Consider the following 25,843-nt stretch of genomic DNA (forward strand, 5'->3'; position numbering starts at 1 on the left):
CTTTGCTTTCATCATGCGCACATTTCCCTTGATGAAGCGAGCCGCCATGCAACGATTTCCCCTCCTCCCCGCCGCCCTGCTGAGCCTGGCACTGAGTGTTTCCTCCGCCCATGCGGCCGAACCTCCTCAAGCCTGGCTGGCCAGCTGGACGGCCAGCCCCCAAACCGTGTGGGGCAGCGATTTCCTCTTCCCACCCAACGTGCCCGCCGTGCTGCACGGGCACACCGTGCGCCAGGTGGCGCGCCTCAGCGTGGGCGGCCCGCGCGTGCGCATCGTGCTGTCGAACGCGTATGGCAAGGTGCCGCTGCACATCGGCGCGGCCAGCGTGGCCCTGGCCGCGTCCGGTTCAACCATCAAACCCGGCAGCCTGCGCACGCTGACCTTTGCCGGCCAGCCCTCGGCCAGCGTCGCGCCGGGCGCGCCGCTCGTCAGCGACCCCGTCGAGCTGTCCGTGCCGGACCTGGCGCGGCTGACGGTGAGCATCCATTTGCCACAGGCCAGTCCAACTTCCACGTTTCACTGGGATGGCCGCGAGACGGCGTGGATCGCGCCGCATGACCAGACGCGGGCCGCGCGCATTGATGACGCGCCCGGCGTGCAGACCACCACGGCGCGCCTTTTACTGACGGCCATCCAGGTGGAGGCGACGGCGGCGGGGCAAGCAGTGGCCATCCTCGGCGACTCGATCACCGATGGCGCCAGCGCCAGCCTGGGGACGGATGCGCGCTGGCCCGATTTCCTGGCAGAACGCCTGGCGCCGCACGGCGTGGCAGTGATCAATGCGGGCATTTCCGGTGGGCGACTGTTGTCCGACGGCATGGGAGACAACGCCCTGGCGCGTTTCGAGCGCGACGTGCTGGCGCAGCCTGGTGTGCGCACGGTGATCGTCTTGTTGGGGATCAATGACATCAGCTGGCCCGGCACGGCGTTTGCGCCACAGCAACAGCGTCCCACCCTGGAGGAATTAACGGCCGGCTATGCCCAGTTGGTGGCGCAGGCCCGCAGCCGCGGCGTGCGCGTGATCGCTGCCACCCTGACGCCGTTCGAAGGCGCCCTGCCCGGCACGCCCCTGAGCGACTATTATCAGCGTGATAAAGATGCGCTGCGCCAGCAGCTGAACGCGTGGATACGCGCCAGCGGCCTGTTTGACGCCGTACTCGACTTCGACGCCTGGGCTCGCGACCCGGCCCACCCGCTGCGCCTGCTGCCCGCCTACGACTCGGGCGACCACCTGCATCCGGGCGACGCGGGCAACCGCTCGCTGGCGGAAGGGATAGACCTGTCGCTACTGTTTAACAGTAAAGATCAGTCGCCCAGGCCCGCGTACAAAGCCGTGCTCAAGTAGCGTTCGCCAAACGACGGGATGATGGTGACGATGGTCTTGCCCGCGTTTTCCGGACGGCGCGCCACTTGCAGGGCGGCCCACAGGGCGGCACCCGACGAGATGCCGACCAACAAGCCTTCGTCGCTGGCGGCCAGGCGCGCCGTGGCGAACGCATCGTCGTTCTTGACGCAGATGATTTCGTCGTAGATGGTCGTGTTGAGGATCTGCGGCACGAAACCGGCGCCGATGCCCTGGATCGGGTGCGGTCCCTTGGTGCCTTTCGACAGCATCGGCGACGCTTCCGGTTCCACGGCAATCACTTGCACGCCGGGCTTGCGCTCCTTCAGCACTTCGCCGATGCCGGTAATCGTGCCCCCCGTGCCCACGCCGGCGACGACGATGTCCACTTGCCCATCCGTATCGCGCCAGATTTCCTCGGCCGTCGTGGCGCGGTGGATGGCGGGATTGGCGGGATTATTGAATTGCTGCAGCATCAGGTAACGCGGGTCGGCCGCCACCAGTTCCTCGGCCTTGCGGATGGCGCCCAGCATGCCTTCGCTGCCCGGCGTGAGCACCAGCTCGGCGCCATAGGCGCGCAGCAGAATGCGCCGCTCGCGGCTCATGGTGTCGGGCATGACGAGGGTGCAGCGGTAGCCGCGCGCGGCGCACACCATGGCCAGCGCGATGCCCGTGTTGCCGCTGGTGGGCTCGACGATGACGGTATCGGGATGGATCTTGCCGGCGGCCTCGGCCGCAACGATCATGGACAGGCCGATGCGGTCCTTGACGCTGTGCGCGGGATTGTAGAATTCGAGTTTGGCCAGGATGGTGGCCACACTGCCGGCGGCGATGCGGTTGATGCGCACCAGGGGCGTGTTGCCGATCAGTTCAGTGACGTCGTTGGCGATGTTCATGGGAGTCTCCACAGCTATATCAGAAAATCCCAGTCTACCGCTTTTTCACGGCAGCGCACGTGGTGCGCTGCCGAAACTGAACAATTACTTAACGTCCAGCAATTCCACGTCGAAGATCAATGCCGAGTTCGGCGGAATGTCGCCATTGCCTGCGCCGCGCGGACCGTAAGCCAGTTCGCCTGGAATGATCAGGGTGCGCTTGCCGCCCACTTTCATGCCGGCCACGCCCTGATCCCAGCCCTTGATGACCATGCCCTTGCCGAGCGGGAAATCAAACGGGCCACGGCCCACGGAGCTGTCGAATTTCTTGCCGCGCGAATCTTTCGCCAGCGGACGATACAGCCAGCCCGTGTAGTGCACGGTGACTGCATTGCCGGCGGACGCTTCCTTGCCCGTGCCGACCTTGTTGTCGATCAGGATCAGTTTATCGGCGACAGGGCCGGGGCTCAGCGAGACGGCGGAGGCGGGAACAGGCGCTGGCGCCTGTGCCTGCGCCAGCGACGCGGCGACGGAGCAGATCAGGGCAAACAAAACGGAGCTACGCGTCATGATGTATTCTTTCAGTGAGTTTCGGTGAGATCCCTGCGCCAGCAAACCGGCAGGGAACGCCAATAATAGCAAACCGCCGCAACGATAGGAAAAACTTGTCGCCCGATACCCATTGCCCCCGCCTGTTTTACGCGCTGTGGCCCGATGCGGCCACGCGCGCGGCCCTGGCCGCCTGGCAGGCGCGTCTGGACGGCAAACCTGTGCGCGCGGACAAGCTGCACCTGACCCTGGCCTTCCTGGGCCAGCGCCGGGCCAGCGATCTGCCGGCCCTGCTGGGTATCCTGGAACACATGCCGGCGCGCGCCATGCCCCTGCTGTTCGACCACGCCAGCCATTTTGCGCAGCTGGCGCTGGCCTGGGCCGCCCTGGCGCAGCCCTCGCCGGCCTTGCTCAACTTGCGCACGGCCTGCATGCAGAGCCTGGCGGAACAGGGACTGGCGCCGCGCTTCGAACACGACCGCTTCACGCCGCACATCACCCTGGCACGCCAGGCGCCGCCACCGGCCATCGGGGACTTCGCGCCCATTGCCTGGCAGGCGGACGAGCTGGTGCTGGTGGAATCGATCAAAAGCAGCGGTGACTACCGCATCTTGGCCAGTAGGAAATTAAGCTAGGCGGCGTCCGGCACGGCGGCTAATTTGTCCTGGCGCAAGCTTTTCAGCGCATGGGCGGCCGCCACCATGCCGAAGCTGGCCGTCACCACCACGCTGGAACCGAAGCCGGCGCAATTGAGGCCCGTGACGCCTGCGGGCGTGCTGCCATCGATGGCGCACGCTTCCGCGCTCTCTGGCGTGCTCAACGGTTCCATGGAAAACACGGCATCGACATTGAATTTGTTTTTCACGCCACGCGGGAAACCATATTCAGTACGCAACAGTTTTCGTACCCGCTTGAGCAGCGGTTCCTGTTCCGTTTTCGACAGGTCGCGCACGGCGATCAGGGTCGGGTCCGTCTGGCCGCCCGCGCTGCCGATGGTCAGCATGGGTGTGTTGCGCGCGCGGCAATACGCGATCAGGGCCGCTTTCGCCTTGGCATTGTCGATGGCGTCGACCAGGTAGTCGAAATCGCGCCCGCCCAGCAACTGCTCCAGATTATCGGGAGTAATAAAATCCTCGATCTGCGTGACTTGGCAAAACGGGTTGATCAGTTCGATGCGTTCGGCCAGGGCCGTGATCTTCGCCTGGCCGATGGTGTCGCTCATGGCCTGGATCTGGCGATTGATGTTCGATTCGGCAACATTGTCGAGGTCGATCAGGGTCAGGCGGCCGATGGCGCTGCGCGCCAGCGCTTCGACGATCCAGGAACCGACGCCGCCCACGCCGATCACACACACATGCGCGGCGCGGAAGCGTGCCAACGCGGGGGCGCCGTACAGGCGGGCAATGCCGCCAAACCGCCGCTCAAAATCGATCTCGGTCAAGTCCATGGAAATTTGTTCATTGGTGAAGGTATGCATGGCGCCATTTTAACGGACACTGCGCTGGCGGATATTCTAAAATAGCCGAATTGACACAGCGACAAGCCGCACTGTCGCCACGCCCCCACACCGCCCACCACGAGAACTCGCCATGACCTCTCCCCTGTTCGACTCCGTTCCCGGCTTTGACCAGCCCATCGCCGTGCTCAAGCATTGCCACGACAAGATCCGCAAGCAGCTGACGACCTTGCAAAACCTGCTGGGCCACCTGGCGCAGCACGGCAACACGGCGGACGCGCAGCAGGCGGCCAAGGCGGTGTTGCAATATTTCAATAAAGCCGCCCATTTGCACCATGACGATGAAGAGCAGGACTTGATGCCCATGCTGCAGGCGACCGCCACGGGCGACGATGCCGCTCTGCTGTCCACGCTGGTGCCGGAAATTCTGGCCGACCACCAGCGCATGGACCAGGCCTGGCTGACCCTGCGCCCGGAACTGGACGCCATCGCGGCAGGCACTGGCACGCAACTGGCCGCCGAGGGCGTGGCCTCCTATGTCGCCGCCTACCAGGCCCACATGAGCAAGGAAGAGGGGCACTTGGCGCCGATGGCCAAGCGCCTGTTCAGCGCGCAACAGATGGAGCGGCTGGGCACGGCCATGCAGCGCCGCCGCGGCATCGCGCCCGATGCACCGGAAGTGCCCGCAGCACCGGACGCGGCCGCCGTGCTGGCGGCCATGCGCACCGACTACGTGCAATCGAGCCTGAACGAGACGGACGTGCTGGCCGATCCCATCGCCCAGTTCCAGAAATGGTTTGCCGAGGCCGTCAACGCGCAGGTGATGGAGCCGAACGCCATGGACCTGTCCACCGTCAGCGTCGAAGGCAAGCCCAGCTCGCGCATCGTGCTGATCAAGCAGTTCGATGAACGGGGTTTTACCTGGTACACGAATTACCATAGCGACAAGGGCCAGCAACTCGAACACAATCCAAACGCCGCCCTGCTGTTCTTCTGGCGCGAGCTGGAACGGCAAGTGCGCATCGAGGGCACGGTGGTGAAAACCACGGCGGCCGAGAGCGACGAGTATTTCAATGTGCGCCCTGTGCAAAGCCGGCTGTCGGCGATTGCCTCGCAGCAAAGTGCGCCCATCGACAGCCGGGCCGCACTGGAAAGCAATTACGCGGCCGTGGCCGCCGCCGTCGGCGACGCGCAGCCACCGCGCCCGGACCACTGGGGCGGCTACCGCTTGCAAGCGGAACGCATCGAGTTCTGGCAGGGACGCCGTTCGCGTTTCCACGACCGCATCGTGTTTACCCGCGATGCTGACGGGCAATGGAGCATGCAACGCTTGCAACCCTGAGCAAGCCAGTCAAGGCGGCGCAAAGCAAGCTGGTCAATATAGGTGTAGGCTATGAGGGTAGAAGTTACTAAATGACATTGTTTCTCAATTTGCGGTTGCTACGGCAATCGCTGCATTGGAGGCCATTTTGTTTGTACAAAACCAACTCAAGTCGTGGATCGCCAGCATTCGCAGCAAGACCGCCTTGCCGCTACGCATAGAATTGTGGAACGGCCAGCATGTCGACCTGTCCAGCGAAGCGCCCAGAGTCACCATCCGCCTGCCGACCGTCGCCTCGGCCCGCTATCTGCTGAACCCGTCGCTGGCCAATCTGGGCTCGGCCTATGTGGAAGGCAATATCGAGGTCAAGGGCACGGCGATGGACATGATTGCCATCTGCAATGCCCTGGCCCGCAATACCTTGAAGCCGGAAGGCAAGCTGGCCCGCATCGTGCGCAGCTTTACGCACGACAAGAGCAAGGATGCCGAAGCCATCCGCTACCACTACGATGTGTCGAACGCGTTCTATGAACAGTTTCTCGACCCCGCCCTCGTGTATTCCTGCGCCTATTTCGAACACGGCGATGAAACCCTGGCGCAGGCGCAAGTCAAGAAGATCGACCATATCCTGAAGAAAATCCAGCTGCAACCGGGCCAGACCCTGCTCGACATCGGTTGCGGCTGGGGTGCGCTCGTCATCCGTGCCGCGCAGCAATATGGCGCCCGCTGCGTGGGCGTGACCTTGTCGGAAAACCAGTATGCGCTGGCGCGCGAGCGCGTGGCGGCGGCCGGCCTGTCACACTTGATCGATATTCGCCTGCAAGATTACCGCGACGTCACGGGCCAGTTCGACCGCATCACCAGCGTGGGCATGTTCGAGCACGTGGGCCTGAAACACTTGCCCGACTACTTTTCCATCATCCACAAGCTGCTGGCGCCGGACGGCATGGCGATGAACCACGGCATCACCTCGACCGACCCGGAGAATGGCGAAACGCCGTATGGCGGCGGCGAATTCATCGAAAAATATGTGTTTCCGCACGGCGAGCTGGCGCACATCGGCAATGTCCTGAAAACCATGCAGCAGGGGGGACTGGAAGTGCTGGACGTGGAAAACCTGCGCCGCCACTATGCGCGCACCTGCGCCCTGTGGACGGAAAATTTCGAAGCCCATGCCGAGCAGATCCGTCCACTGGCGGGCGAACGGCGCTTCCGCATCTGGCACGTCTACCTGGCCGGCTGCGCTTATGCCTTCGAGCAAGATTTGATCAGCCTGTACCAGATCGTCTGCGTGAAGGCGGGCCGGCGCTCTTCCACGCTGCCCTGGTCGCGCAACTACATGTATGCGCAGGAGAATACGCAGGAGACAAGGCCGGCGCCCGTGCTCACGCCCTGACAGGCGCGCGGGGCGTTCACTTCAGGCGTCCCGCGTACATGGCGCGGAATTTCTCCACCTTGGGCGCGACGACCAGCGCGCAATAGCCCTGCAAGGGATGCTGCTCGGCATAATTCTGATGGTAATCCTCGGCCGGATAAAAGGTGGCGGCCGGCGCCAGCTGCGTGACGATGGGCGCATCCCACACGCCGGCCATCTCGGCCACGACCTTGCGCGCCACGCTTTCCTGTGCGGCCGACTGGTAATAGATGACGGAACGGTATTGCGTGCCGACATCATTTCCCTGGCGATTCAAGGTGGTGGGGTCATGCAGCGTAAAAAAGATTTCCAGCAAGTCGTGGTAAGCGATGACGGCGGGATCGAATTCCAGGCGCACCACTTCTGCGTGGCCCGTGTCGCCCGTGCAAACCTGTTCATAGGTGGGGGCAGGCACCTTGCCGCCCGTGTAGCCGGACTCGACGCGCGTCACGCCGCGCACTTCCGCGTACACGGCAGCGAGGCACCAGAAACAGCCACCGCCCAGTACCGCCACTTCCGTCTGTTGATTCATGATGTCCTCCCGCAACGCCTCTGCGACGTATCATTTCACCACTGTAACGTAAAGCGCAACGGCCTGCAGCGCCGCTTGAAATGGCGCGTTAGGCACCGCACATAGGGACATGCCGGCCACGATTGCGCTGGTGCGGCCGATTTTTGGCATAATGTCAGCAAATAGACAGGTCACCCATGAACACACGCTCTCCCCGCGCGCCAGCGCAAGAATTCGATACGACACATTTCCGCCAGGCACTATCACAGTTTGCCACCGGCGTGACGGTCATCACGACGCGCCTGGCGGACGGCAGTTTCCGTGGCTTGACGGCCAGTTCCTTCAATTCCGTCTCGCTGTCGCCGCCCCTGGTGCTGTGGAGCCTCGGTTCCGTGGCGAACAGCATGCCCATTTTCAGCGGCAACTCGCATTACGTCATCAATGTGCTGGGCGCCGACCAGGCGGAACTGGCGACGCGTTTTTCACGCCGCACGCCGAATCCCTTCGACGATGTCGAGTACGAACTGTCGCGCACGGGCCAGCCCATCCTGAAAGGCGCATCGGCCTGGTTCGAATGCCACAACCGCAGCCGCTATCCGGAAGGCGACCACGTCATTTTCGTGGGCGAAGTGGAACAATGCGCGTTTGCCGCGCAGCCGCCCTTGATCTTCCACAATGGGAAGTTCAATACCCCGCCAGCCTGAGCGTGAACGGGACAAAAAAAAATCCGCCGAGGCGGATTTTTTATTTTACAGCGTAAAGTTGTATCCGATGCTGATACTCACGGCAACCGGGTCGAGCTTGATGTCCTGCGTCTGCCCCGTCGAGAATTTCGCCTTGGTTTTCAGGTAGGTCTTGACCACGGCCACATCGGCAAACCAGCGCTCGTTGAAGGCCAGGGTGCTGCCGACCACCAGGCTGCCGGTCAGCTTGTTGTCCATGCGGTAGGTCACTGGTTTCCCACCCGGATCCAGCAAGGCCGTCATCTGGCCCGAACCTTTTTCCTTTTGGAAATAAGCATACGTCAAGCCCGCGCCCACGTAGGGGCGGATCATCGCATTGGGCTGGAAGAAACGGTACTGGATGAAGGCCGTCGGCGGCAAGGCTTCCGCCGTCCCCAGCTTGCCCGTGCCCTTGATGGAACCGTCGCCGATCAGGTCATGCTTGTACGGCACGCCCAGGATCATTTCAGCGGAAACATTGTCCGTGATCATGTAGGCAAAGGTCAGGATGGGCTTGGTATCCGACTTGACGTCGGCTTTCGTGCCCGGCAGTGCCGGCGCGGAAATGTCGCCACTGTCCACGTGCGGCGTGATCTTGTTGAGGCCGGCTTTGACCATCCAGGTGCCAGCGCTTTGCGCCGAAGCGCCCGTCGCCATGGCCATCGCGGCGGCTGCAGCCAGCACGCGTACAGCGGTATTCAAACGATTCTTCATCTTGTCTCCTGATTCAGTATGTGCGGAGTGTTCCGCTTTCGAGTCTTGTCGCTGCCGGCACCGGCCGCGCCTCCCAGGCACAGCCGGTGCGGCCCTCCCTTACAGCCAGCCCCGCACGACCATGTCCTTGGCCACGTAGCGGGCCAGCAACAGGTTATTGAACGGCGTAGGGTGCACATCGTCGGCATACGAGTAATGGCTGACGTCGCCCGCTTTCAGATTCGTACCATTGCACACGAGCGAGCTGCCCAGTATGTTTTTCGCCGGCGTCAGGTCGCACGCCGTCTCGCTGACGTTGGTCAAGCCATACGGGCCAGGATTAACGCCCTGGTCATGGCTGACGGCAAACACGTCGACCAGCAAGACTTTCGCATTGCCGTTCAAGCCGGCGCTCAGTTCGCCGTTGAAGGCGCTGACCATGGCATTGATGAGTGCCTTGGTATTGGCATCCTTGCTCAAGCCCGATGGCGTACCGGCCACGTCCGGCAGGTTGTTGACCACCACATAATTGGCACCCTTGGCGATGATCTGGTCCTTGATCAGCACTACCAGCTCTTTGCCGGCTTGCCCCATGGCGGTGACCAGCAGCGGCCCTTGGGCCGCAGCGAAATCGGCACCGGCCTTGGCGCCGGCGGTATTGCCTGTCACCGTCGCGTCGGCTTGTGCCTTGGCGGCCAGGGCCGGGGCCTGCGTCTGGGCATTCGCATTACCGGCAATCATGGCAGCTTGCACGGCGGCACCGACGATGGTCGTCGACGTGGCGCCAGGCGCCGCACTGGCTGTCTTGATGGCGGCGCCAATGGCAACCACTGCCGTGTTGGGATTGGTGGCGCCGGCCGCCAGGGCCACCGCCAGGTTGGTCGCGAAAGCTTGCGCACCCGCAGCAGCGCCCGCCTTCTTGCCGGCATCCGTCGCGCCCGTTTGCAATTGGCCCAGCAGGAACAGCACGTCGTTACCGCCTGCCATCACGAAAACGGCTTCCGTGCCGCTGAACTTGCCACCGGAGACTGCCAGGTGGTTCGCGATCTGCGTCACCACGGGCACGGTCAGGGCGCCCAGCACACCGCCCGCCAATTTGTTGTTCGGACCGACGGGGTTGGTGACGCGCGAACCGCCCATGGCGTAGCCGAAACAGCCGGCATGCTTGACGCGCGGGGCAACCAGGCTCGGTATGCTGCCTTCCAGGCCCGTTTCGGCGGCGCATGGCGCCGGCAAGCCGAATTGCGCGGCCAGGTGCTCGGTCCAGTTCTTGCCCGTCAGTTCAGGATTGATCTTGGTATTGTCACCATTGATGGTGAATTTGCCGCCACCGCTCTCCGCGACGCCGGCGACGGCATACGAACCGACATCGGACAGGCTGTCGCCGAACGACACCTGCGCCGTGTATTTGACTTTCAAGGCTTGATCACCGCCACTGGCGCCGCCGCAACCTGCCAGGACAGCCGCTGCCAGCACGGCCAGCGCGAATTTGGTTTGATGCATTTTGTCTCCTCGGTCTTTTTTCTGGTTTCTAAACGAACGGGCGTGCTATTCGCTACCCAACTAATATGCCATCGTTCCTCAGGCTTGTATAGAAAATATGTTTTAAAAATCAACGAAATAACAACACTGCCAGCGCCCTGTCACGACCGGGCGATCAGCTGAATTATGGAGGATATAAGATGTTTCGTGGCAAGCATCTCTATTGCGCTGCATCAAGAAAAAGCCCCTTGCGGGGCTTTTTATGATGCGGACAGAAACTGCTGCAAGATACCACTTGAGCCGAAGGCGGCGCGCCGCAAACGGTCGTTGACGCCCAGCCACGCGGGGCCGGTGGGCGGTGCTTCGACGAGTATCAGCTCGGCGCCGACCTGGTCCATCGTGCGCAGCGAGGCATACAGCGCATGTGCGTAATTTTCCGGAGTCGCCCCCAGGCGCACGCTGGCGCTGGCCGGTGGCAGGTCCGAGTAATGGATCAGGGCCACGCGGCGCCCGTCATTGAGCAGGCGGTTCAAGGTGGCACTCACGTCGTCGCTGTGCTGCATCGCAACAGGCGTGTGCGGTGCGTAATGCGATTCCAGGGTGCCCGAGGCGCGCGGCGCGGCCGCGTCCGCCACGGCTGGCGCGCGACCGATGACGGCGGCGATCTGTTCGCTGCTGATATGGCCGGGGCGCAAGAGCACGGGACCGTGTGTGGCCAGGCGCGACAGGTCGACGATGGTCGACTCGATACCCACGTCGCTCTGCCCGCCATCGAGGACCTGGCCCAGCAAGCCGCTGGCGAGTTCCGCCGCGAATTCATCGCGCACGTGCTGCGCCGTGGTAGGGCTGACGTTACCAAATTTGTTCGCCGACGGCGCCGCCAGGCCGCCCTTGCCGCCTTTGAAGGTGCGTAGCAATGCGATAGCCACCGGATGCGATGGACAGCGCAAGCCCACCGTATCCTGGCCGCCGGAGACGGCGTCGGGAATATGCGCGGCGCGCTTGACGATCAGGGTTAGCGGACCGGGCCAGAAGGAGGCCACCAGCTGTTCGGCCTCGACTGGAATGTCGTCGGACCAGTGTGCCAGATCGGCGCCGGGCGCCACATGCACGATCACGGGATGGTCGGAAGGGCGGCCCTTGGCTTCATAGATGCGCGCCACGGCAGCCGGGTTTTCCGCATCGGCGCCCAGGCCATACACCGTTTCCGTCGGGAAAGCGACGAGGCCGCCCGCTTCCAGCACGGCAGCGGCCGCTGCCATATCTTGTGCAAGTACGCTCACGGCGCGATTCCCAGGATCAGGCAAGCGTCGCGCAGACGCTGCTGCGCCTGCGGCAAGGTGGCCGCGATGAAGGTCAGGTGGCCCATCTTGCGGCCACGGCGCGGATCATCCTTGCCATACAGGTGCAGGCAGGCGCCCGGCAGTGCCAGCACCTGGTCCCACGCCGGTTCGCAGGCCACGTCGCTGTCGTCGGCAAACCAGGCGTCGCCGAGGATATTGAGCATCACGGCCGGCGAATGCTGGCGCACGTCGCCCAACGGCAAGCGCGCCATGGCCCGCACCTGCTGCGCGAACTGGCTGGTGACGCAGGCATCCATCGTGTAATGGCCGCTGTTGTGCGGACGCGGCGCCATTTCATTGACCACCAGGCTGCCATCTTCCAGCACGAAAAATTCGATGCACAGCACGCCGACGTAACCAAGCTCGGCGACCATCGCTTGCGCCGCGCGCTGCGCCTTGCCGGCGCAGTCGTCCGACACGTTCGGACCCGGCACGGTGGTGGTAAACAGCACGCCGTCGCGGTGCACGTTTTCGGCGATCGGATACACGACGGATTCGCCGTCCACGCCGCGCGCCGTCAGCACGGACACTTCATACGCCAGCGGCAGCATTTTTTCCAGCAGGCAAGTTACTTCGCCCATTTCCGCGAAAGCGGCGCGCACGTCGTCGCGCGTACGCACGCGGAACTGGCCCTTGCCGTCATAGCCCATGCGCACGGTTTTCAGTATGCCCGGCAGCAAGTCGTCGACTATGGCGTCAATATCGGCCTGCGTGGCGATCACCATGTGCGGCGCCGGCAGCACGCCGGATTTGCTTGCACAGTCGACAAAGAACCGTTTTTCCGCGATGCGGTCCTGCGCCACCGACACGCCGTGGGCGTTGGGGGCAACAAACACGCGTTCGGCCAGGCGCGACAGGCTGTCGGCCGGCACGTTTTCGAATTCCGTGGTGACGGCCAGGCATTGCGCCGCCAGGGCGTCGAGGCCGGCCACATCGCTGTAACCGGCATTGACCAGGCGCTGCGCCACCTGCCCCGCAGGGCAGGCATCGGAAGGTTCCAGTACAGCCACCTGATAACCCATGCCCTGAGCGGCCTGGGCAAACATGCGGCCGAGCTGGCCGCCACCCATCACGCCCAGCCACGCCGGTGGATTGGCGGCGGGCAGCAATGGGGAAGTCAATTTACTATTCATTATTTTTCAAACACATTAGTCAGGCAAGACCATGGCCTTGGCGGCGGCCGTTTGCGTGGTACGGAAGGCTTCCAGGCGGTCGGCCAGCGCGTCGTCATTGGCGGCCAGCAGCGCCACCGCCGTCAGCGCCGCATTCGCCGCGCCCGCTTCGCCGATGGCGAAGGTGGCTACCGGCACGCCCTTGGGCATTTGCAGGATGGACAGCATGGAATCTTCGCCACGCAAGTATTTCGACGGCACGGGCACGCCCAGCACGGGCACGATGGTCATCGCCGCCACCATGCCAGGCAGGTGGGCCGCGCCGCCGGCGCCGGCGATGATGGCGCGCAAGCCGCGCGCGCGCGCGCTTTTCGCGTACGCATACATCTCGTCGGGCATGCGGTGCGCGGAAATGACTTGCGCTTCGTATGGCACGCCAAACTGTTTCAGGATGGCAACCGCATTCTGCATCACGTCCCAGTCCGAGGACGAACCCATGATGACGCCGACCAGCGGCTTATTCTGCTCGCTCATCTCAGGCCTTCAGCTTCTCGCCCGTCAGGCGTTCGATGGCTTCAAAGTACTTGGCCTGGGTTTTTTCGATGACATCGGCTGGCAGCGCTGGCGCCGGTGCGGTCTTGCCCCAGGTCAATGTTTCCAGGTAGTCGCGCACGAATTGCTTGTCGAACGATGGCGGCGAGATGCCTGGCTGGTAGGAATCGGCAGGCCAGAAGCGCGACGAGTCGGCCGTCAGCACTTCATCCATCAGATGCATGACGCCATTGTCGTCCAGGCCGAATTCGAACTTGGTGTCGGCGATGATGATGCCGCGCGTGGCCGCGTATTCGGCCGCCGTCTTGTAGAGTTGAATGGCCACGTCGCGCATCTTGGCGGCCAGGTCGGCACCGATGCGTTCTTCCATTTCAGCAAAGCTGATGTTTTCGTCATGCTCGCCCAACTCGGCCTTGGCGGCCGGGGTGAAGATCGGTTGCGGCAGTTTTTCCGCCTGTTGCAAGCCCGCTGGCAACTGGATGCCGCAGATGCTGCCCGTGTCCTGGTAATCTTTCCAGCCCGAACCGATGATGTAGCCGCGCACGACCGCCTCGACCATGATCGGTTTCAAACGCTTGGCCACGACGGCGCGGCCCTTGACTTGCTCCACTTCCTCGGGCGCCACCACGGATTCCGGCGCCACGCCGGTCAGGTGGTTCGGCACGATATGGCCCAGTTTCTCGAACCAGAAGTCGCTCATCTGGTTGAGGACCTTGCCCTTGCCGGGGATAGGCTCGTTCATGACGACATCGAAGGCCGACAGGCGGTCCGTGGTGACGATCAAAATCTTGTCGTCGCCAACGGCGTAGTTGTCGCGGACCTTGCCGTGGCCCAGCAATGGCAGGGAGTGGATGGAAGTCTGATAGAGGCTGTTCATAGCGGGGGAATAGTTGGATGAAACGAAACCGGCAGGCAGGGGGTGCCCGCCGGTCGAGAAAATCGGGCACGGAGCATTGCTTCCGGCCCGTTCCAGACAGAATTTTACTTCACAATTTGCGACAGCTCGCCGGCCTTGTAGCGCTCGGCCATCTTTTCCATCGTGATGACCTTGATTTTCGACGCCTGGCCTTCGCAGCCGAAAGCCTGCATGCGTGCGCGCACGATTTGCTCGGCGGCGGTGCGGGCTGGCTTCAGGAAGTCGCGCGGGTCGAATTTCGACGGGTTCTCGAACAGGTATTTGCGGATCGCGGCCGTCATCGCCAGGCGGATGTCGGTGTCGATGTTGATCTTGCGCACGCCGTGACGGATGCCTTCCTGGATTTCCTCGACTGGCACGCCGTAGGTTTCCTTCATGTCGCCGCCGAATTCGCGGATGATGGCCAGCAATTCCTGCGGCACCGACGAAGAACCGTGCATCACCAGATGGGTGTTCGGGATGCGCGCGTGGATTTCCTTGATGCGGTCGATGGCCAGGATGTCGCCCGTTGGCTTGCGCGTGAATTTATACGCGCCGTGCGAGGTGCCGATGGCGATCGCCAGGGCGTCGCACTGGGTGCGCTGCACGAAATCGGCCGCTTGCGCCACGTCCGTCAGCAGTTGCTCGCGGGTCATGGTGCCGTCGGCGCCGTGGCCGTCTTCCTTGTCGCCCTTCATGGTTTCCAGCGAACCGAGCACGCCCAGTTCCGCTTCCACCGTCACGCCGATGGCGTGCGAGAATTTCACCACTTCACGCGACACTTCCACGTTGTATTCGTACGATGCGACCGACTTGCCGTCCGCTTCCAGCGAACCGTCCATCATCACGGAAGTAAAACCCGAGCGGATGGCGGCCATGCAGACGGCCGGCGACTGGCCGTGATCCTGGTGCATGACGACAGGGATGTGCGGATACGCTTCGACGGCCGCGTCGATCAGGTGGCGCAGGAATGCTTCACCGGCGTACTTGCGCGCGCCAGCGGATGCTTGCATGATCACCGGCGAGTTCAGCGCATCGGCGGCGGCCATGATGGCTTGCACTTGCTCCAGGTTGTTGACGTTGAAAGCAGGAATGCCATAACCGTTTTCGGCAGCATGGTCCAGCAGTTGACGCATGGATACGAGAGACATGGTAATACTCCAGATAACAATAGAAACCGTTGCGGCGCTTCGCGGTCAATAACCGCGGCGGCGCCTGAATTCTTTACATCAGATCAGCACTGCTTCGAGGTCGCCTACCTTGACAATTTTCAGGGCATTCGTGCCGCCCACCTGACCCATCGGTTCACCCCAGGTAACGACGATCATATCGCCCTTGCGGACGATACCTTGTTCCACCAGCAAGTCTTCCGCCTGCTTCAGCACTTGCGCGCTGGGGGCGTTCTGCATCAGATGATACGCCCGAACATTGCGGTACAGCGCGGCTTTGCGCAAAGTCGTCACGCTGGGCGTGAGCGCGTAGATCGGCGTGTCGATACTGTGGCGGCTCATCCACAAGGCGGTGGAACCGGATTCCGTCAGCGCCACGATGGCTTTGACGCGCAGGTGATGGGCGGTAAACAGCGCGCCGTAGGCGATCGACTGGTCGATGCGGGTAAACGTGACGTTGAGGAAATCGGCATCGAGCTTGTTGTATTCGGACTGTTCCGCTTCGACGCAGATGGCGGCCATCATTTCCACCGTCTCGATCGGGTACTTGCCCGAGGCCGTCTCGGCCGACGTCATGACGGCATCCGTGCCATCGAGCACGGCATTGGCCACGTCGGACACTTCCGCGCGGGTCGGCACGGCGTTGACAATCATCGATTCCATCATCTGAGTTGCCGTAATGGCAAGCTTGTTCGACGCGCGCGCCATCTTGATCATGCGTTTCTGCAAGGCCGGCACGGCCGCATTACCCACTTCCACGGCCAGGTCGCCGCGCGCCACCATGATGCCGTCGGAGGCGTCGAGAATTTCCTGCAGCGCAGGAATGGCTTCCGCGCGCTCGATCTTGGCGATCATCATCGGCTTGTGGTGGTACGGTTCGCCGGCGATATTGGCCAGCTGGCGCGCCATTTCCATGTCAGTCGCGCATTTCGGGAAGGAAATGGCCAGATAGTCGGCCTGGAAACTCATGGCCGTCTTGATATCTTCCATATCCTTGGCCGTCAGCGCGGGCGCGGACAGGCCGCCGCCCTGGCGGTTGATGCCCTTGTTGTTCGACAACTCGCCGCCGATCTTGACGGTGGTGTGGATTTCGCTGCCGTGGATGCGCTCGACGATCAGCACGATGAGGCCGTCATTCAGCAGCAGCACGTCGCCCTTGTGCAAATCGCGCGGCAAGGCCTTGTAGTCGAGGCCGACGCGCTCCTGGTTGCCCAATTCGCCGTTTTCGCCCCACTTGGCGTCGAGAATGAAGTGCTCGCCCGCTTCCAGCTCGATGCGCGTGTTTTCAAACTTGCCGACACGAATCTTCGGCCCTTGCATGTCGGCCATGATGGCCACTTCGCGCCCGCACTCGGCGGCCGCCAGGCGCACCAGCGCCGCGCGGTCGATATGGTCTTGCGCCTTGCCGTGGGAAAAATTCAAGCGCACCACGTCGACACCCGCACGTATCATTTTCACCAGGATATCGAAGTCGGTGGAAGCGGGGCCGATTGTTGCTACGATTTTTGTACCGCGTGGCATAGGAGTCCTTGTGCGCGAGCGAAGGTGAGCAAGACCTGGCGGCTGAACCGCCCGGCAAGGTAAAAGCGCAGCGATCAGGCTGCGCTTGGTACTAAACTGCTGACTGCAGCGCCTTAAGCGGCGCGTTGCATCAGGATTTCCACTGCCGGCAGGGTCTTGCCTTCCAGGAATTCCAGGAAAGCGCCGCCACCGGTCGAGATATAGCTGATTTTATCGGTAATGTCGTATTTGGCAATCGCCGCCAGGGTGTCGCCACCGCCGGCAATCGAGAAGGCTTTCGACTCGGCAATGGCCAGCGCCAGGGTCTTGGTGCCGTTGCCGAACTGGTCGAATTCGAACACGCCAACCGGACCGTTCCACACGATGGTGCCGGCGGCGGCGATCTGCTGCGCCAGCAGGGCAGCCGTTTTCGGGCCGATATCGAGGATCATGTCGTCGTCCGCCACGTCGGCCACGTCCTTGACGGTGGCGGCGGCCGTCGGCGAAAACTCCTTGGCGCACACGACGTCAACGGGAATCGGCACTTGCGCGCCGCGCTTGGCCATGATCTCGATGATGGCCTTGGCTTCCTCGACGAGTTCCGCTTCCACCAGCGACTTGCCGACGTTCAAGCCGACGGCCTTCATGAAGGTGTTGGCGATGCCGCCGCCGACGATCAGATTATCGACCTTGTCGGACAGGGCTTTCAAAATGGTCAGCTTGCTCGATACTTTCGAACCGGCAACGATTGCCAGCAGTGGGCGGGCTGGGGCGTGCAAAGCTTTGCCCAGTGCATCGAGTTCGGCGGCCAGCAGCGGGCCGGCGCAGGCGACGGGGGCGAACTTGGCGATGCCGTGCGTGGACGCTTCCGCGCGGTGGGCCGTGCCGAACGCGTCATTGACGTAGATATCGCACAATTTGGCCATTTTTTGCGCCAACTCATCACTGTTTTTCTTTTCGCCCTTGTTCACGCGCACGTTTTCCAGCAGGACGACCTGGCCGGCAGCCAGGGATTCCAGGCCGGCGCCATCGACCCAATTTTGTTTCAATGCAACTTCCTGGCCCAGCAGCTCGGACAAACGGGCGGCCACGGGCGCCAGGCTGTCGGCAGGCTTGAACTCGCCTTCCGTCGGACGGCCCAGGTGCGACGTCACCATGACGGCGGCGCCAGCGTCGAGGGCGGCGCGGATGGCCGGCACCGAGGCGCGGATGCGCGTATCTTCGGTGATCTTGCCACTGTCATCTTGCGGGACATTCAGGTCGGCGCGGATAAACACGCGCTTTCCTTGCAGTGCATTTTGGGCGATCAAATCTTGCAGACGGATGAAGTTGAGAACAGCTGACATGGCGATCCAGATGACGAGTGGAAGGAAGTGCGCTATTTTACCGCAATGACCAGACCAAATCCCCGATTTGTCCTGCTTTACTGAAAAACGTGCAACAGTCGCAAGCCCGTGAAAACCAGCATGCCAAACACGATGGTTTGCAGCATATTGCGGCGGATCACAAAAAAGAGCGTGGCGGCAATACCGGATAACAGTTTCAAATTGGACAATTCCAAGTGCACTTGCTGGCCCTCCATCAGCATGTCGGGCGCGATGATGGCGGCCAGCGCGCAGGCCGGCGCATAGCGCAGCATCTCGCCCACGCGGCGCGGAATGGTGATGTGATGGCCGATCAGCCAGAAGGTGCTGCGCGTGGCGGCTGTCGCCACCACCAGCACGGCGATGGCGATCCACACATCGGCCCTGCCCCAGTCTATGCCGTCAAACATGGCGTTTTGTCCATTTTTCTGTCAATTCTTCCACGGCCATGGCGCTGACCATGCCCACCAGCACGGCCACCAGCAAGCCCAGCTTGTACGGCAGGCTAAAGGCCAGCACGGCCACCGTGCCCGCCACGACCACGCCGCACAGGGCCGCGCGGCTGAGGATCAGCGGCACCGTCACGCACAGGATCGCCAGGGTGCCGGCAAAACCGAGCCCCCATTCGGCCGGCACGACGGCACCCAGCACGATGCCGATGATGGAACCGATTTGCCAGGCAAGCCAGTTGGGGTAGATCAAGCCTTTCAGGAAAGGCAGCTTGGCCGGGTCCGGTGTTTCGTGCGGGTAGCGCTGCAGGAACAGGCCCACCGTGATATCGCCCGCCACATAGCCGAGACCAAAGCGCTGGCGCCACGGCAGATGGGAAAAATGCGGCGCCAGTAGCACGGAAAAGATGACAAAACGCAAATTGACGACGAGGGCCGTGGCAAAGATCACCCACACGGGCGCCTGCGCGGCCAGCAAGGGCAAGGACGCGAGCTGGGCCGAGCCGGCAAAGACAAACAGGGTCATGGCGCCTGCCTGCGCGACCGTCAGGCCGCTTTTCACCATGGCCACGCCCACCACCATGCCCCAGGCGGCGATGCCCAGCAGGGTGGGCGCACCCAGGTTCAGGCCGGCGCGCCAGGCGTCTTTCAGCAGGGCATCGTCCTTGACGGCCGGGACGGCGTTCACGCGGGAGTTCATGCGTCCCCTCGGCAGGCGTACTGTGGTAACTGCACAACAATGGTGCGCGGGGCGCAAAGGCGCAACGGTAATACCGGCAAGGCAAATCCAGTCAGTGTGGCGCTGCAGCCGCCATATTTCCGCAAAAACCCGCGCCGCAGCCGAAGATGATCGAGCCGACATTTTAGCCATGATTTTTGCTGTCTGCCTGAATCCGTTAAAATCGTGCTTTTGGCAGCAGCCGACTTCCTTCCATACAGCCTCACGGAGCATGACAAGATGACAAAAACCACCCAGCCAGCGGTCGAACTCGACAGTAAAGACTTGCCAGCCCACTGCCCTAACCCGGCCATGCCGCTGTGGTCGTCGCATCCGCGCGTGTTCCTGGAATTCAACAAGGACGGTATCGCCAAGTGCCCGTACTGCGGCACGGCCTACACCCTGAAGGAAGGCGCCAGCGCCGGCCACCATTAAACTGCCCAGCGGCGCGCCACCAGCGCGCCGTTTTTATTTGTATCAAGTTATACCGACCAGCCCGGAGTCGTCATGAAACGTCTGAAAGAACTCAATGGCAGCGCCGCGGAAGTCGAAGCGGCGTTCTACGATGCCTTGCACCGCGCCGACCTCGAAGCGCTGATGGCGCTGTGGGCCGACGATGAAGAGATCGTCTGCATCCACCCGGGCGGCGCGCGCCTGATCGGCCATGCCGCCATCCGCGCCTCGTGGGAAACCATCCTGGCCGGCGGCGGCCTGCATATCGTGCCGGCGCAGCTGCATGAAACGCACAATCTGATGAGTTCAGTGCACACGGTAATCGAAGGCGTGACCCAGGAAGAAGGCGGCCCGGCGCACCTGCTGGCCACGAACGTGTACGTGAAAACGCCGCGCGGCTGGCGCATCGTGCTGCACCACGCCTCCATCGCGCCGGGCGGCGCACCGGCCGATGCCACCGGGGCGCAGATCCTGCACTGATGTCTTTGCCTCTTATCTACAACGCCCCCTATACCGCCCCGCTCTGGCTGCCTGGCGGCCACGCGCAGACGATTTATCCGGCCGTGTGCCTTGCCAAGCCGGCCGTGGCCTTCCGCCGCGAACGCTGGCAAGCGCCCGATGGCGACTTCGTCGACGTCGACCTGGTCGATGGCCAACCGGGCCAGCCCTTCGTGGTGCTGTTCCACGGCCTGGAAGGCTCGTCGAACAGCCATTACGCGCGCGCCCTGATGGCCGAGGTGGCCGCGCGCGGCTGGTCGGGCGCCGTGCCGCATTTTCGCGGCTGCTCGGGCGAGACCAACCTGGCGCCCCGCTTTTACCATTCGGGCGATGCGCAGGAAGTGGACTGGGTGATGCGCACACTGCGCCCGCGCGCCACGGGCAAGTTTTACGCGGCCGGCGTCTCGCTGGGCGGCAATGCCCTGCTGTGCTGGCTGGGCCAGTCGCAGCACCAGGCCGATTTCGTCGATGCGGCAGCGGCCGTGTCCGCGCCGCTGGACCTGGCACAGGGAGGCAAGGCCCTGTCTTCCGGCGCCAACCGGCTCTACACGCGCATGTTCCTGAACACCTTGAAACCGAAGTGTCTGGCCAAGCTCGAGCAATTTCCCGGCCTGTTCGCGCGCGACGCCATGCTGGCCGCGCGCGACTTGCACGCCTTCGACAATGTTGTCACGGCGCCGCTGCACGGCTACCGCGACGCCGACGATTACTGGCACCGCGCCAGCGCCAAGCACGTCTTGCACGACATCACCGTGCCGACCCTGGTACTGAATGCGCAAAATGATCCTTTCCTGCCCGGGCGCTTCCTGCCGTCCAGCGCCGCGCCGACGGTCACGCTCGAGTATCCGCGCCACGGCGGCCACGTCGGCTTTGCCACCGGCAAGTTGCCGGGAAGCACACGCTGGCTGCCGCAACGGCTGCTCTCTTTTTTTGAAAACGGCAACATGGCGCCATCGGCACCGCAAAACTGTCACGCTGGCGATGCGCGCACTCACACGGAAAACGCTACACATGGATGAACTCGTCAAACAGGCCCTGGCCAAATGGCCGAACGTGCCCCACTGCTACGGCTGGCTGGGCCTGGACGCGCGCGGCCACTGGCGCATGCGCGACCAGCATGCGCAACAGCAACAACTGCCGGGCGACAAGATCGCCCATGTGGCCCTGTTGAGCTTTATCAACCGCAATTACGACCATGACGAACAGGGCTGCTGGTTTTTCCAGAATGGCCCGCAACGCGTCTACCTGAACCTGGAAGCGACGCCGTATATCGCCCGCAGCGACCCGCAGCACGGTTTTGTCTTGCAGACGGGCGCGCCGCTTGCGGTCATCGAAGCAGCGTATCTGTGCGACAACGGCGCGCTGATCCTGCGCCATGGCGACATCGTGGCGCAGGTGGATGACCGCGACATGGCCCAGGTGCTGGCGTCGCTGCGCCTCGATGGGCTAGCCTTGAGCGACGAGGCCCTGCTGGCGTGGCTGGAACATGCTCAAGGCAACTTGATGTTATTGCATGCCGGCAAAGAGATTGCCGTGCAACCGCTGGCCTATGCCAGCGTAGCGCAGACCTTCGGCTTCCAGCAGGCGCCGCAAGCCGAATAAAAGTCAGCCCTTCTGGTCCTTGATCTGTTCGCGGCGCTTTTCCTGCAATTCTCGCTCGCGTGCATCGATCACGGCCTGGTCATAAAAGGTCGCGTCTGTCGATTTGCGGGCGATCGTCAGCTGGTCCAGCGCGGCCATGGTGGCGCCCTGCAACACATAGGATTCGGCCAGCGCCATGTGCTGCAAGGTCATCTTGCCCTGGTCCGCATAGGCTTTCGCCAGTAAATCGTAGAGTTCCGGCTCTTCCTTGTAGAGCTGCACCTGCTCGCGCAAATACAGGGTCGATTGCTCCAGCTTGCCGGCAGCCATCAGCGCTTCCGCATACTGGTGGGCAATGCCGCGCGAGAGGGGAAACTGCTGGCGCGCAGCGTCCGCCGCCTTCAGGGCCTGTTGCGCCACTTCCGGCTTCTGCCCCGGCATCAACAGCACTTCCAGCCCCATCGCCGCCAGCAGGGAATTGGGACCCTGCGTGCCACCCGACGTCAACACATTCGGCCCGACCGGCTGGTGCAGGGCCGCATTGGCCGCATCGAGTTCCTTTTGCGCCTCCGCCGGCTTGCCCTGCTTGACGGCGACAAAGGACAAGCCATAGTGGGCGGCCGTCACCTGGAAACGGCTTTGCTGTTCCAGCTGCGTCTTGAAGATGGCCTTGGCATTCAACAGGCCTTGCACGCTTTCATCCTGCAGCACGCGGGCACGGGCACGGGCCAGGTGGAAACTCAGGCTGTCCGCACGCTGCTTGTAGGGCTGTTCGCGGATGCGCGCCTGGATGTCGGCGATGCGTTCCGTCGTCAGCGGGTGGGTCTGCAGGTAGGCGGGCATCAGGTCGCTGTACGAACGGCTGGCCGCCTGCATGCGGCCGAAGAAGGCCACCATGCCGGTGGTATCAAAACCGGCTTCGCCCATGATCTGGAAACCGATGCGGTCGGCCTCGCGTTCGGCGTCGCGGCCGAAATTGAGCTGACGCTGGATGGCCAGGCCCTGGCCGGCGGCAAACACGCCCATGGCCACGTCACCACCCGCCCGGGAAGCGAGCGCCGCCAGCAGCATGGCGGCCAGCGGCATCAGGGCATCCTGGCGCTGCTGGCCCAGCATGCGGGCGATATGGCGCTGCGCCACGTGGCCGATCTCGTGCGACAGCACGGAAGCCAGTTCCGCCTCCGTTTGCGCTGCCAGCACCAGGGCCGAGTGCACGCCGATGAAGCCGCCAGGCAAGGCAAACGCGTTCAACTGGGGATCGCGCACGGCAAAGAAGAAATAGTCGTAATTCGTTTCGCCGCGCACGCTGGGACGCGCGGCCACGAGGGCGTTGCCGAAGGTATTCAGGTATTCGAGCAAGGGCGCGTCGTCGAGATAATCGCGGTCGCCACGGATGCCGCGCATGATTTCCTCGCCGATCTTGCGCTCCATCGCCGGCGACAGGTCTTCGCGCGACGTATCGCCCAGGTTCGGCAGGTTGGGCGCCGGCGGCACGGCCAGCGGCGTCCAGCCGCCGGCCGGCTTGGCCGCCACGCTGGCGGCCGGCGCCGCTGGCGCAGACGTATAGGTTTGCGCCAGCGCAGAAGGGGCAGCGCAGCACAGCGCGGCCAGCAGGGATGCACGCCATGGCTGGCGCAGCCATGCGGCAGCGGCGTTTTCAAGTACGGTCTGGAGGGGAGTTTTTGAATTCACGGGTGCTATCATACCTTGTTAGCGGCACCCATTCCCACGCGTGCCGCGCCCCACTCCTCACCTATTTTTGACGCCATGACAACAGCAGACAAGCAAGCCCCCGCCGGGGAACTGACCCATTTCGACGCCACGGGCCAGGCCCATATGGTGGACGTAGGCAGCAAGGAAGACACGCGCCGCAGCGCCGTGGCCGCCGGCACCATCCGCATGCAACCCACTACCCTGGCATTGATCATTTCCGGCAATGCAAAAAAGGGCGACGTGCTGGGCATCGCCCGCATCGCCGCCATCATGGGCGCCAAGCGCACCAGCGACCTGATTCCCCTGTGCCACCCGCTGGCCCTCACGCGCGTCACCGTCGATTTTGAAGTGGACGAGGCGGCCAACAGCGTGCACTGCCGCGCCCAGGTCGACACGACGGGCAAGACGGGCGTGGAAATGGAAGCGCTCACCTCCGTGCAGATCGGCTTGCTGACGATCTACGACATGTGCAAGGCCGTCGACCGGGGCATGGTCATGACGAATGTGCGCGTGCTGGAAAAGCATGGCGGCAAGTCGGGCGATTGGCACGCCGAGGTGTAAGCTGTTGATTAAATGGATGAAAAATATCAAATGAGACAGTGCTCATTCAGTGCCTTGCATTGTTATTGCACCGCTAAAGCATGTGTTTTAAGCTGAACTTTCGTTCTTGTCCCACGCTTGTCCCAAGAGGAAGCGTATGGCATCAATTAGAGAACGATCTGGAGTATGGCAAGCCCGTGTACGACGCAAGGGCTACCCAGACGAAGTAGCGTCATTTAGCAGCAAAGCGGAGGCACAAAGGTGGTCACGAAGCATTGAGGCAGGAATGGATCAAGGATCATATGCCAGTATCCGCGACGCTCAAGACCTGCTTCTTGCCGACATACTTAGACGCTACATGAAGGAGGTCACTCCGTCCAAACGCGGAGCGAAGCGTGAAGCGGAAGGAATCGAATTCATGCTACGACAGAAAATCGCTGCGTACAGCATGGCAAACCTCGTTCCGGCAGTGGTTGCGAGCTATCGTGACGAAAGGTTAAAAACTGTCGCTGCGGGTACGATAATTCGCGAATTAAGCATTCTGTCGGGAATCATCTCTCACGCACGGAAAGAGTGGGGCCTACCGACGAACAACCCTTGTACGCTAGTTCGCAAACCGCCCACCCCAAGAGGTCGCACGCGACTACTTAGTGCAAACGAGGAGGAGCGTCTTCTAGAGGAACTACGACCGGTACGCAGGCGAAGTCCATGGATGGTGCCCCTAGTTTTGGTTGCACTAGAGACTGCGATGAGAAGAGGCGAACTATTAGCTATGCAATGGGAAAATGTGAACCTTGAGGCCCAAACAGTCCTGCTTACCTTAACTAAGAATGGATCGACCAGGATCGTACCGCTATCAAAAAAAGCGGTAGCGATTTTGGAAGGCTTATCTACCCGCGCTTCGGAAGGTGTAGTGTTTCCGATTTCTCACATGACGATGCACAACTGCTTCGTAGATGCATGTCGGAGAGCTTCAATCTCTGACCTAAAGTTTCATGATCTTAGACATACGGCAACGAGCAGATTAGCTCAGAAGCTACCTAATGTAATTGAACTAGCTTCAGTTACTGGGCATCAGACGATACAAATGCTCAAGCGGTACTACCATCCGAATCCTGAAGCTATGGCGAAGAAGTTGGGTTAAGCAAAGCCAAAGGGAGAAGCCTTAGCTACGCTGCTGCTCCCGGTATTGTGATGTCACGCGATTCAATGGCAGCTGATCTTGGATGGTGTACAAGATACCCCCTCTTTCCACAATCGAGTGGAATTTGGCTTTCAGCGCAATCAGAGATGGAGCCTAGAGGCCCTCTAGGCCCCACAGTTAACGACCGCTGGCAGGTTGGTGAAAGCTAGCGTCAGCCATACGGACAACGTACGGGGCCGCTAATCAAGCCCATACGGATCTGGCATCAACGGAGGTGAATCACACCCTTTTCTATGTCACGAACTTAGAAAACTTACAGAACTACTTATCAAAAGCGTGCGCATACGGCAAGTATTTTTTGCGGTATATTATTGACAACTAGATCGTTCTGCCATATGCTACCGCGCTGCCTGTAATAGCTCTCACACAACGCAGGCCAATTTCTCG

Annotated in this window: 27 protein-coding genes; 11 read left to right on the forward strand and 16 right to left on the reverse strand. The window is 62.3% G+C overall.

Annotated elements, in window-relative coordinates; genetic code table 11:
• Positions 1-46: 46 nt before the first annotated feature.
• A complete protein-coding gene (locus AC3IQ7_RS27175) occupies positions 47-1,345 on the forward strand; it encodes an SGNH/GDSL hydrolase family protein (RefSeq protein ID WP_489207830.1) in 1,299 nt (432 codons plus the stop codon).
• On the opposite strand, the gene cysK is transcribed toward AC3IQ7_RS27175, so the two are convergent.
• Both cysK and AC3IQ7_RS27185 read right to left on the reverse strand, forming a co-directional pair.
• The gene (gene cysK, locus AC3IQ7_RS27180; RefSeq protein WP_099376388.1) at positions 1,306-2,238 is read right to left on the reverse strand and encodes a cysteine synthase A; all 933 of its coding nucleotides are present in this window, start codon (positions 2,236-2,238) and stop codon (positions 1,306-1,308) included. The two genes, AC3IQ7_RS27175 and cysK, sit on opposite strands and share 40 nt — an antisense overlap.
• Before the next feature lie 84 nt (positions 2,239-2,322).
• The gene (locus tag AC3IQ7_RS27185; protein WP_035822462.1) at positions 2,323-2,787 is read right to left on the reverse strand and encodes an FKBP-type peptidyl-prolyl cis-trans isomerase; all 465 of its coding nucleotides are present in this window, start codon (positions 2,785-2,787) and stop codon (positions 2,323-2,325) included.
• Between the two features lie 95 nt (positions 2,788-2,882).
• Between AC3IQ7_RS27185 and thpR the strand changes: the two genes are divergently transcribed.
• A complete protein-coding gene (gene thpR / locus AC3IQ7_RS27190; protein ID WP_489207831.1) occupies positions 2,883-3,401 on the forward strand; it encodes an RNA 2',3'-cyclic phosphodiesterase in 519 nt (172 codons plus the stop codon).
• Here thpR and tcdA read toward each other — a convergent pair.
• A complete protein-coding gene (gene tcdA, locus AC3IQ7_RS27195; RefSeq protein WP_489207832.1) occupies positions 3,398-4,243 on the reverse strand; it encodes a tRNA cyclic N6-threonylcarbamoyladenosine(37) synthase TcdA in 846 nt (281 codons plus the stop codon). The two genes, thpR and tcdA, sit on opposite strands and share 4 nt — an antisense overlap.
• A gap of 112 nt (positions 4,244-4,355) precedes the next feature.
• On the opposite strand from tcdA, the gene pdxH reads away from it, so the two are divergent.
• Both pdxH and AC3IQ7_RS27205 read left to right on the forward strand, forming a co-directional pair.
• Positions 4,356-5,564: a pyridoxamine 5'-phosphate oxidase gene (gene pdxH, locus AC3IQ7_RS27200; RefSeq protein ID WP_322426005.1), complete on the forward strand. Its 1,209-nt coding sequence runs from the start codon at positions 4,356-4,358 to the stop codon at positions 5,562-5,564.
• Positions 5,565-5,691: 127 nt separating this feature from the next.
• Complete coding sequence (locus AC3IQ7_RS27205) at positions 5,692-6,939, forward strand: SAM-dependent methyltransferase (protein ID WP_099376679.1); 1,248 nt, start codon at positions 5,692-5,694, stop codon at positions 6,937-6,939.
• A 16-nt stretch (positions 6,940-6,955) separates the two neighbouring features.
• Here the strand turns inward: AC3IQ7_RS27205 and msrA are convergent, their stop codons facing one another.
• Positions 6,956-7,489, reverse strand: a complete 534-nt coding sequence (msrA, locus tag AC3IQ7_RS27210; RefSeq protein WP_322426003.1) for a peptide-methionine (S)-S-oxide reductase MsrA — start codon at positions 7,487-7,489, stop codon at positions 6,956-6,958.
• Positions 7,490-7,665: 176 nt separating this feature from the next.
• On the opposite strand from msrA, the gene AC3IQ7_RS27215 reads away from it, so the two are divergent.
• The gene (locus AC3IQ7_RS27215) at positions 7,666-8,172 is read left to right on the forward strand and encodes a flavin reductase family protein (protein ID WP_077408668.1); all 507 of its coding nucleotides are present in this window, start codon (positions 7,666-7,668) and stop codon (positions 8,170-8,172) included.
• 45 nt (positions 8,173-8,217) lie between these two features.
• Here the strand turns inward: AC3IQ7_RS27215 and AC3IQ7_RS27220 are convergent, their stop codons facing one another.
• The 11 genes from AC3IQ7_RS27220 to AC3IQ7_RS27270 form a co-directional block, all read right to left on the reverse strand.
• Positions 8,218-8,904 carry an OmpW/AlkL family protein gene (locus AC3IQ7_RS27220; protein ID WP_199534208.1) on the reverse strand — a complete coding sequence of 229 codons (687 nt, stop codon included), beginning with the start codon at positions 8,902-8,904 and terminating at the stop codon, positions 8,218-8,220.
• A 99-nt stretch (positions 8,905-9,003) separates the two neighbouring features.
• Positions 9,004-10,386: an SGNH/GDSL hydrolase family protein gene (locus AC3IQ7_RS27225; protein ID WP_489207833.1), complete on the reverse strand. Its 1,383-nt coding sequence runs from the start codon at positions 10,384-10,386 to the stop codon at positions 9,004-9,006.
• Between the two features lie 239 nt (positions 10,387-10,625).
• Positions 10,626-11,627, reverse strand: coding sequence for an L-threonylcarbamoyladenylate synthase (locus AC3IQ7_RS27230; protein ID WP_489210543.1), 1,002 nt, complete (start codon positions 11,625-11,627; stop codon positions 10,626-10,628).
• Positions 11,628-11,644: 17 nt separating this feature from the next.
• Positions 11,645-12,841: a 5-(carboxyamino)imidazole ribonucleotide synthase gene (locus tag AC3IQ7_RS27235; protein WP_489207834.1), complete on the reverse strand. Its 1,197-nt coding sequence runs from the start codon at positions 12,839-12,841 to the stop codon at positions 11,645-11,647.
• A 15-nt stretch (positions 12,842-12,856) separates the two neighbouring features.
• Complete coding sequence (gene purE / locus AC3IQ7_RS27240; protein WP_099376381.1) at positions 12,857-13,354, reverse strand: 5-(carboxyamino)imidazole ribonucleotide mutase; 498 nt, start codon at positions 13,352-13,354, stop codon at positions 12,857-12,859.
• A gap of 1 nt (position 13,355) precedes the next feature.
• Positions 13,356-14,249 (reverse strand): phosphoribosylaminoimidazolesuccinocarboxamide synthase, encoded by an 894-nt coding sequence (locus AC3IQ7_RS27245; protein WP_489207835.1) that lies wholly within the window; start codon positions 14,247-14,249, stop codon positions 13,356-13,358.
• A 104-nt stretch (positions 14,250-14,353) separates the two neighbouring features.
• A complete protein-coding gene (gene fba, locus AC3IQ7_RS27250) occupies positions 14,354-15,418 on the reverse strand; it encodes a class II fructose-bisphosphate aldolase (RefSeq protein ID WP_010401625.1) in 1,065 nt (354 codons plus the stop codon).
• 78 nt (positions 15,419-15,496) lie between these two features.
• Positions 15,497-16,957, reverse strand: coding sequence for a pyruvate kinase (pyk, locus tag AC3IQ7_RS27255; RefSeq protein WP_099376379.1), 1,461 nt, complete (start codon positions 16,955-16,957; stop codon positions 15,497-15,499).
• 113 nt (positions 16,958-17,070) lie between these two features.
• Positions 17,071-18,282: a phosphoglycerate kinase gene (locus AC3IQ7_RS27260; RefSeq protein ID WP_322425999.1), complete on the reverse strand. Its 1,212-nt coding sequence runs from the start codon at positions 18,280-18,282 to the stop codon at positions 17,071-17,073.
• Positions 18,283-18,359: 77 nt separating this feature from the next.
• The gene (locus AC3IQ7_RS27265) at positions 18,360-18,710 is read right to left on the reverse strand and encodes an AzlD domain-containing protein (protein ID WP_034780613.1); all 351 of its coding nucleotides are present in this window, start codon (positions 18,708-18,710) and stop codon (positions 18,360-18,362) included.
• Positions 18,703-19,449, reverse strand: a complete 747-nt coding sequence (locus AC3IQ7_RS27270) for an AzlC family ABC transporter permease (protein ID WP_489207836.1) — start codon at positions 19,447-19,449, stop codon at positions 18,703-18,705. The genes AC3IQ7_RS27265 and AC3IQ7_RS27270 overlap by 8 nt, the downstream gene beginning before the upstream one ends.
• A 258-nt stretch (positions 19,450-19,707) precedes the next feature.
• On the opposite strand from AC3IQ7_RS27270, the gene AC3IQ7_RS27275 reads away from it, so the two are divergent.
• The 4 genes from AC3IQ7_RS27275 to AC3IQ7_RS27290 all read left to right on the forward strand — a co-directional run bounded on the left by AC3IQ7_RS27275 (position 19,708) and on the right by AC3IQ7_RS27290 (position 22,020).
• A complete protein-coding gene (locus AC3IQ7_RS27275) occupies positions 19,708-19,902 on the forward strand; it encodes a zinc-finger domain-containing protein (protein WP_034780619.1) in 195 nt (64 codons plus the stop codon).
• Positions 19,903-19,974: 72 nt separating this feature from the next.
• The gene (locus tag AC3IQ7_RS27280; RefSeq protein ID WP_034780622.1) at positions 19,975-20,400 is read left to right on the forward strand and encodes a YybH family protein; all 426 of its coding nucleotides are present in this window, start codon (positions 19,975-19,977) and stop codon (positions 20,398-20,400) included.
• Positions 20,400-21,437: a YheT family hydrolase gene (locus tag AC3IQ7_RS27285; RefSeq protein ID WP_489207837.1), complete on the forward strand. Its 1,038-nt coding sequence runs from the start codon at positions 20,400-20,402 to the stop codon at positions 21,435-21,437. The genes AC3IQ7_RS27280 and AC3IQ7_RS27285 overlap by 1 nt, the downstream gene beginning before the upstream one ends.
• Positions 21,430-22,020: a DUF2946 family protein gene (locus AC3IQ7_RS27290; RefSeq protein ID WP_489207838.1), complete on the forward strand. Its 591-nt coding sequence runs from the start codon at positions 21,430-21,432 to the stop codon at positions 22,018-22,020. The genes AC3IQ7_RS27285 and AC3IQ7_RS27290 overlap by 8 nt, the downstream gene beginning before the upstream one ends.
• A 3-nt stretch (positions 22,021-22,023) precedes the next feature.
• Here the strand turns inward: AC3IQ7_RS27290 and AC3IQ7_RS27295 are convergent, their stop codons facing one another.
• Positions 22,024-23,613 carry a beta-barrel assembly-enhancing protease gene (locus AC3IQ7_RS27295; RefSeq protein WP_099376676.1) on the reverse strand — a complete coding sequence of 530 codons (1,590 nt, stop codon included), beginning with the start codon at positions 23,611-23,613 and terminating at the stop codon, positions 22,024-22,026.
• 153 nt (positions 23,614-23,766) lie between these two features.
• On the opposite strand from AC3IQ7_RS27295, the gene moaC reads away from it, so the two are divergent.
• Both moaC and AC3IQ7_RS27305 read left to right on the forward strand, forming a co-directional pair.
• Positions 23,767-24,273 carry a cyclic pyranopterin monophosphate synthase MoaC gene (moaC, locus tag AC3IQ7_RS27300; protein WP_489207839.1) on the forward strand — a complete coding sequence of 169 codons (507 nt, stop codon included), beginning with the start codon at positions 23,767-23,769 and terminating at the stop codon, positions 24,271-24,273.
• 427 nt (positions 24,274-24,700) lie between these two features.
• Complete coding sequence (locus AC3IQ7_RS27305; protein WP_489210545.1) at positions 24,701-25,396, forward strand: tyrosine-type recombinase/integrase; 696 nt, start codon at positions 24,701-24,703, stop codon at positions 25,394-25,396.
• Positions 25,397-25,843: the final 447 nt, after the last annotated feature.

The organism is Janthinobacterium sp. GL_088, assembly GCF_057837845.1.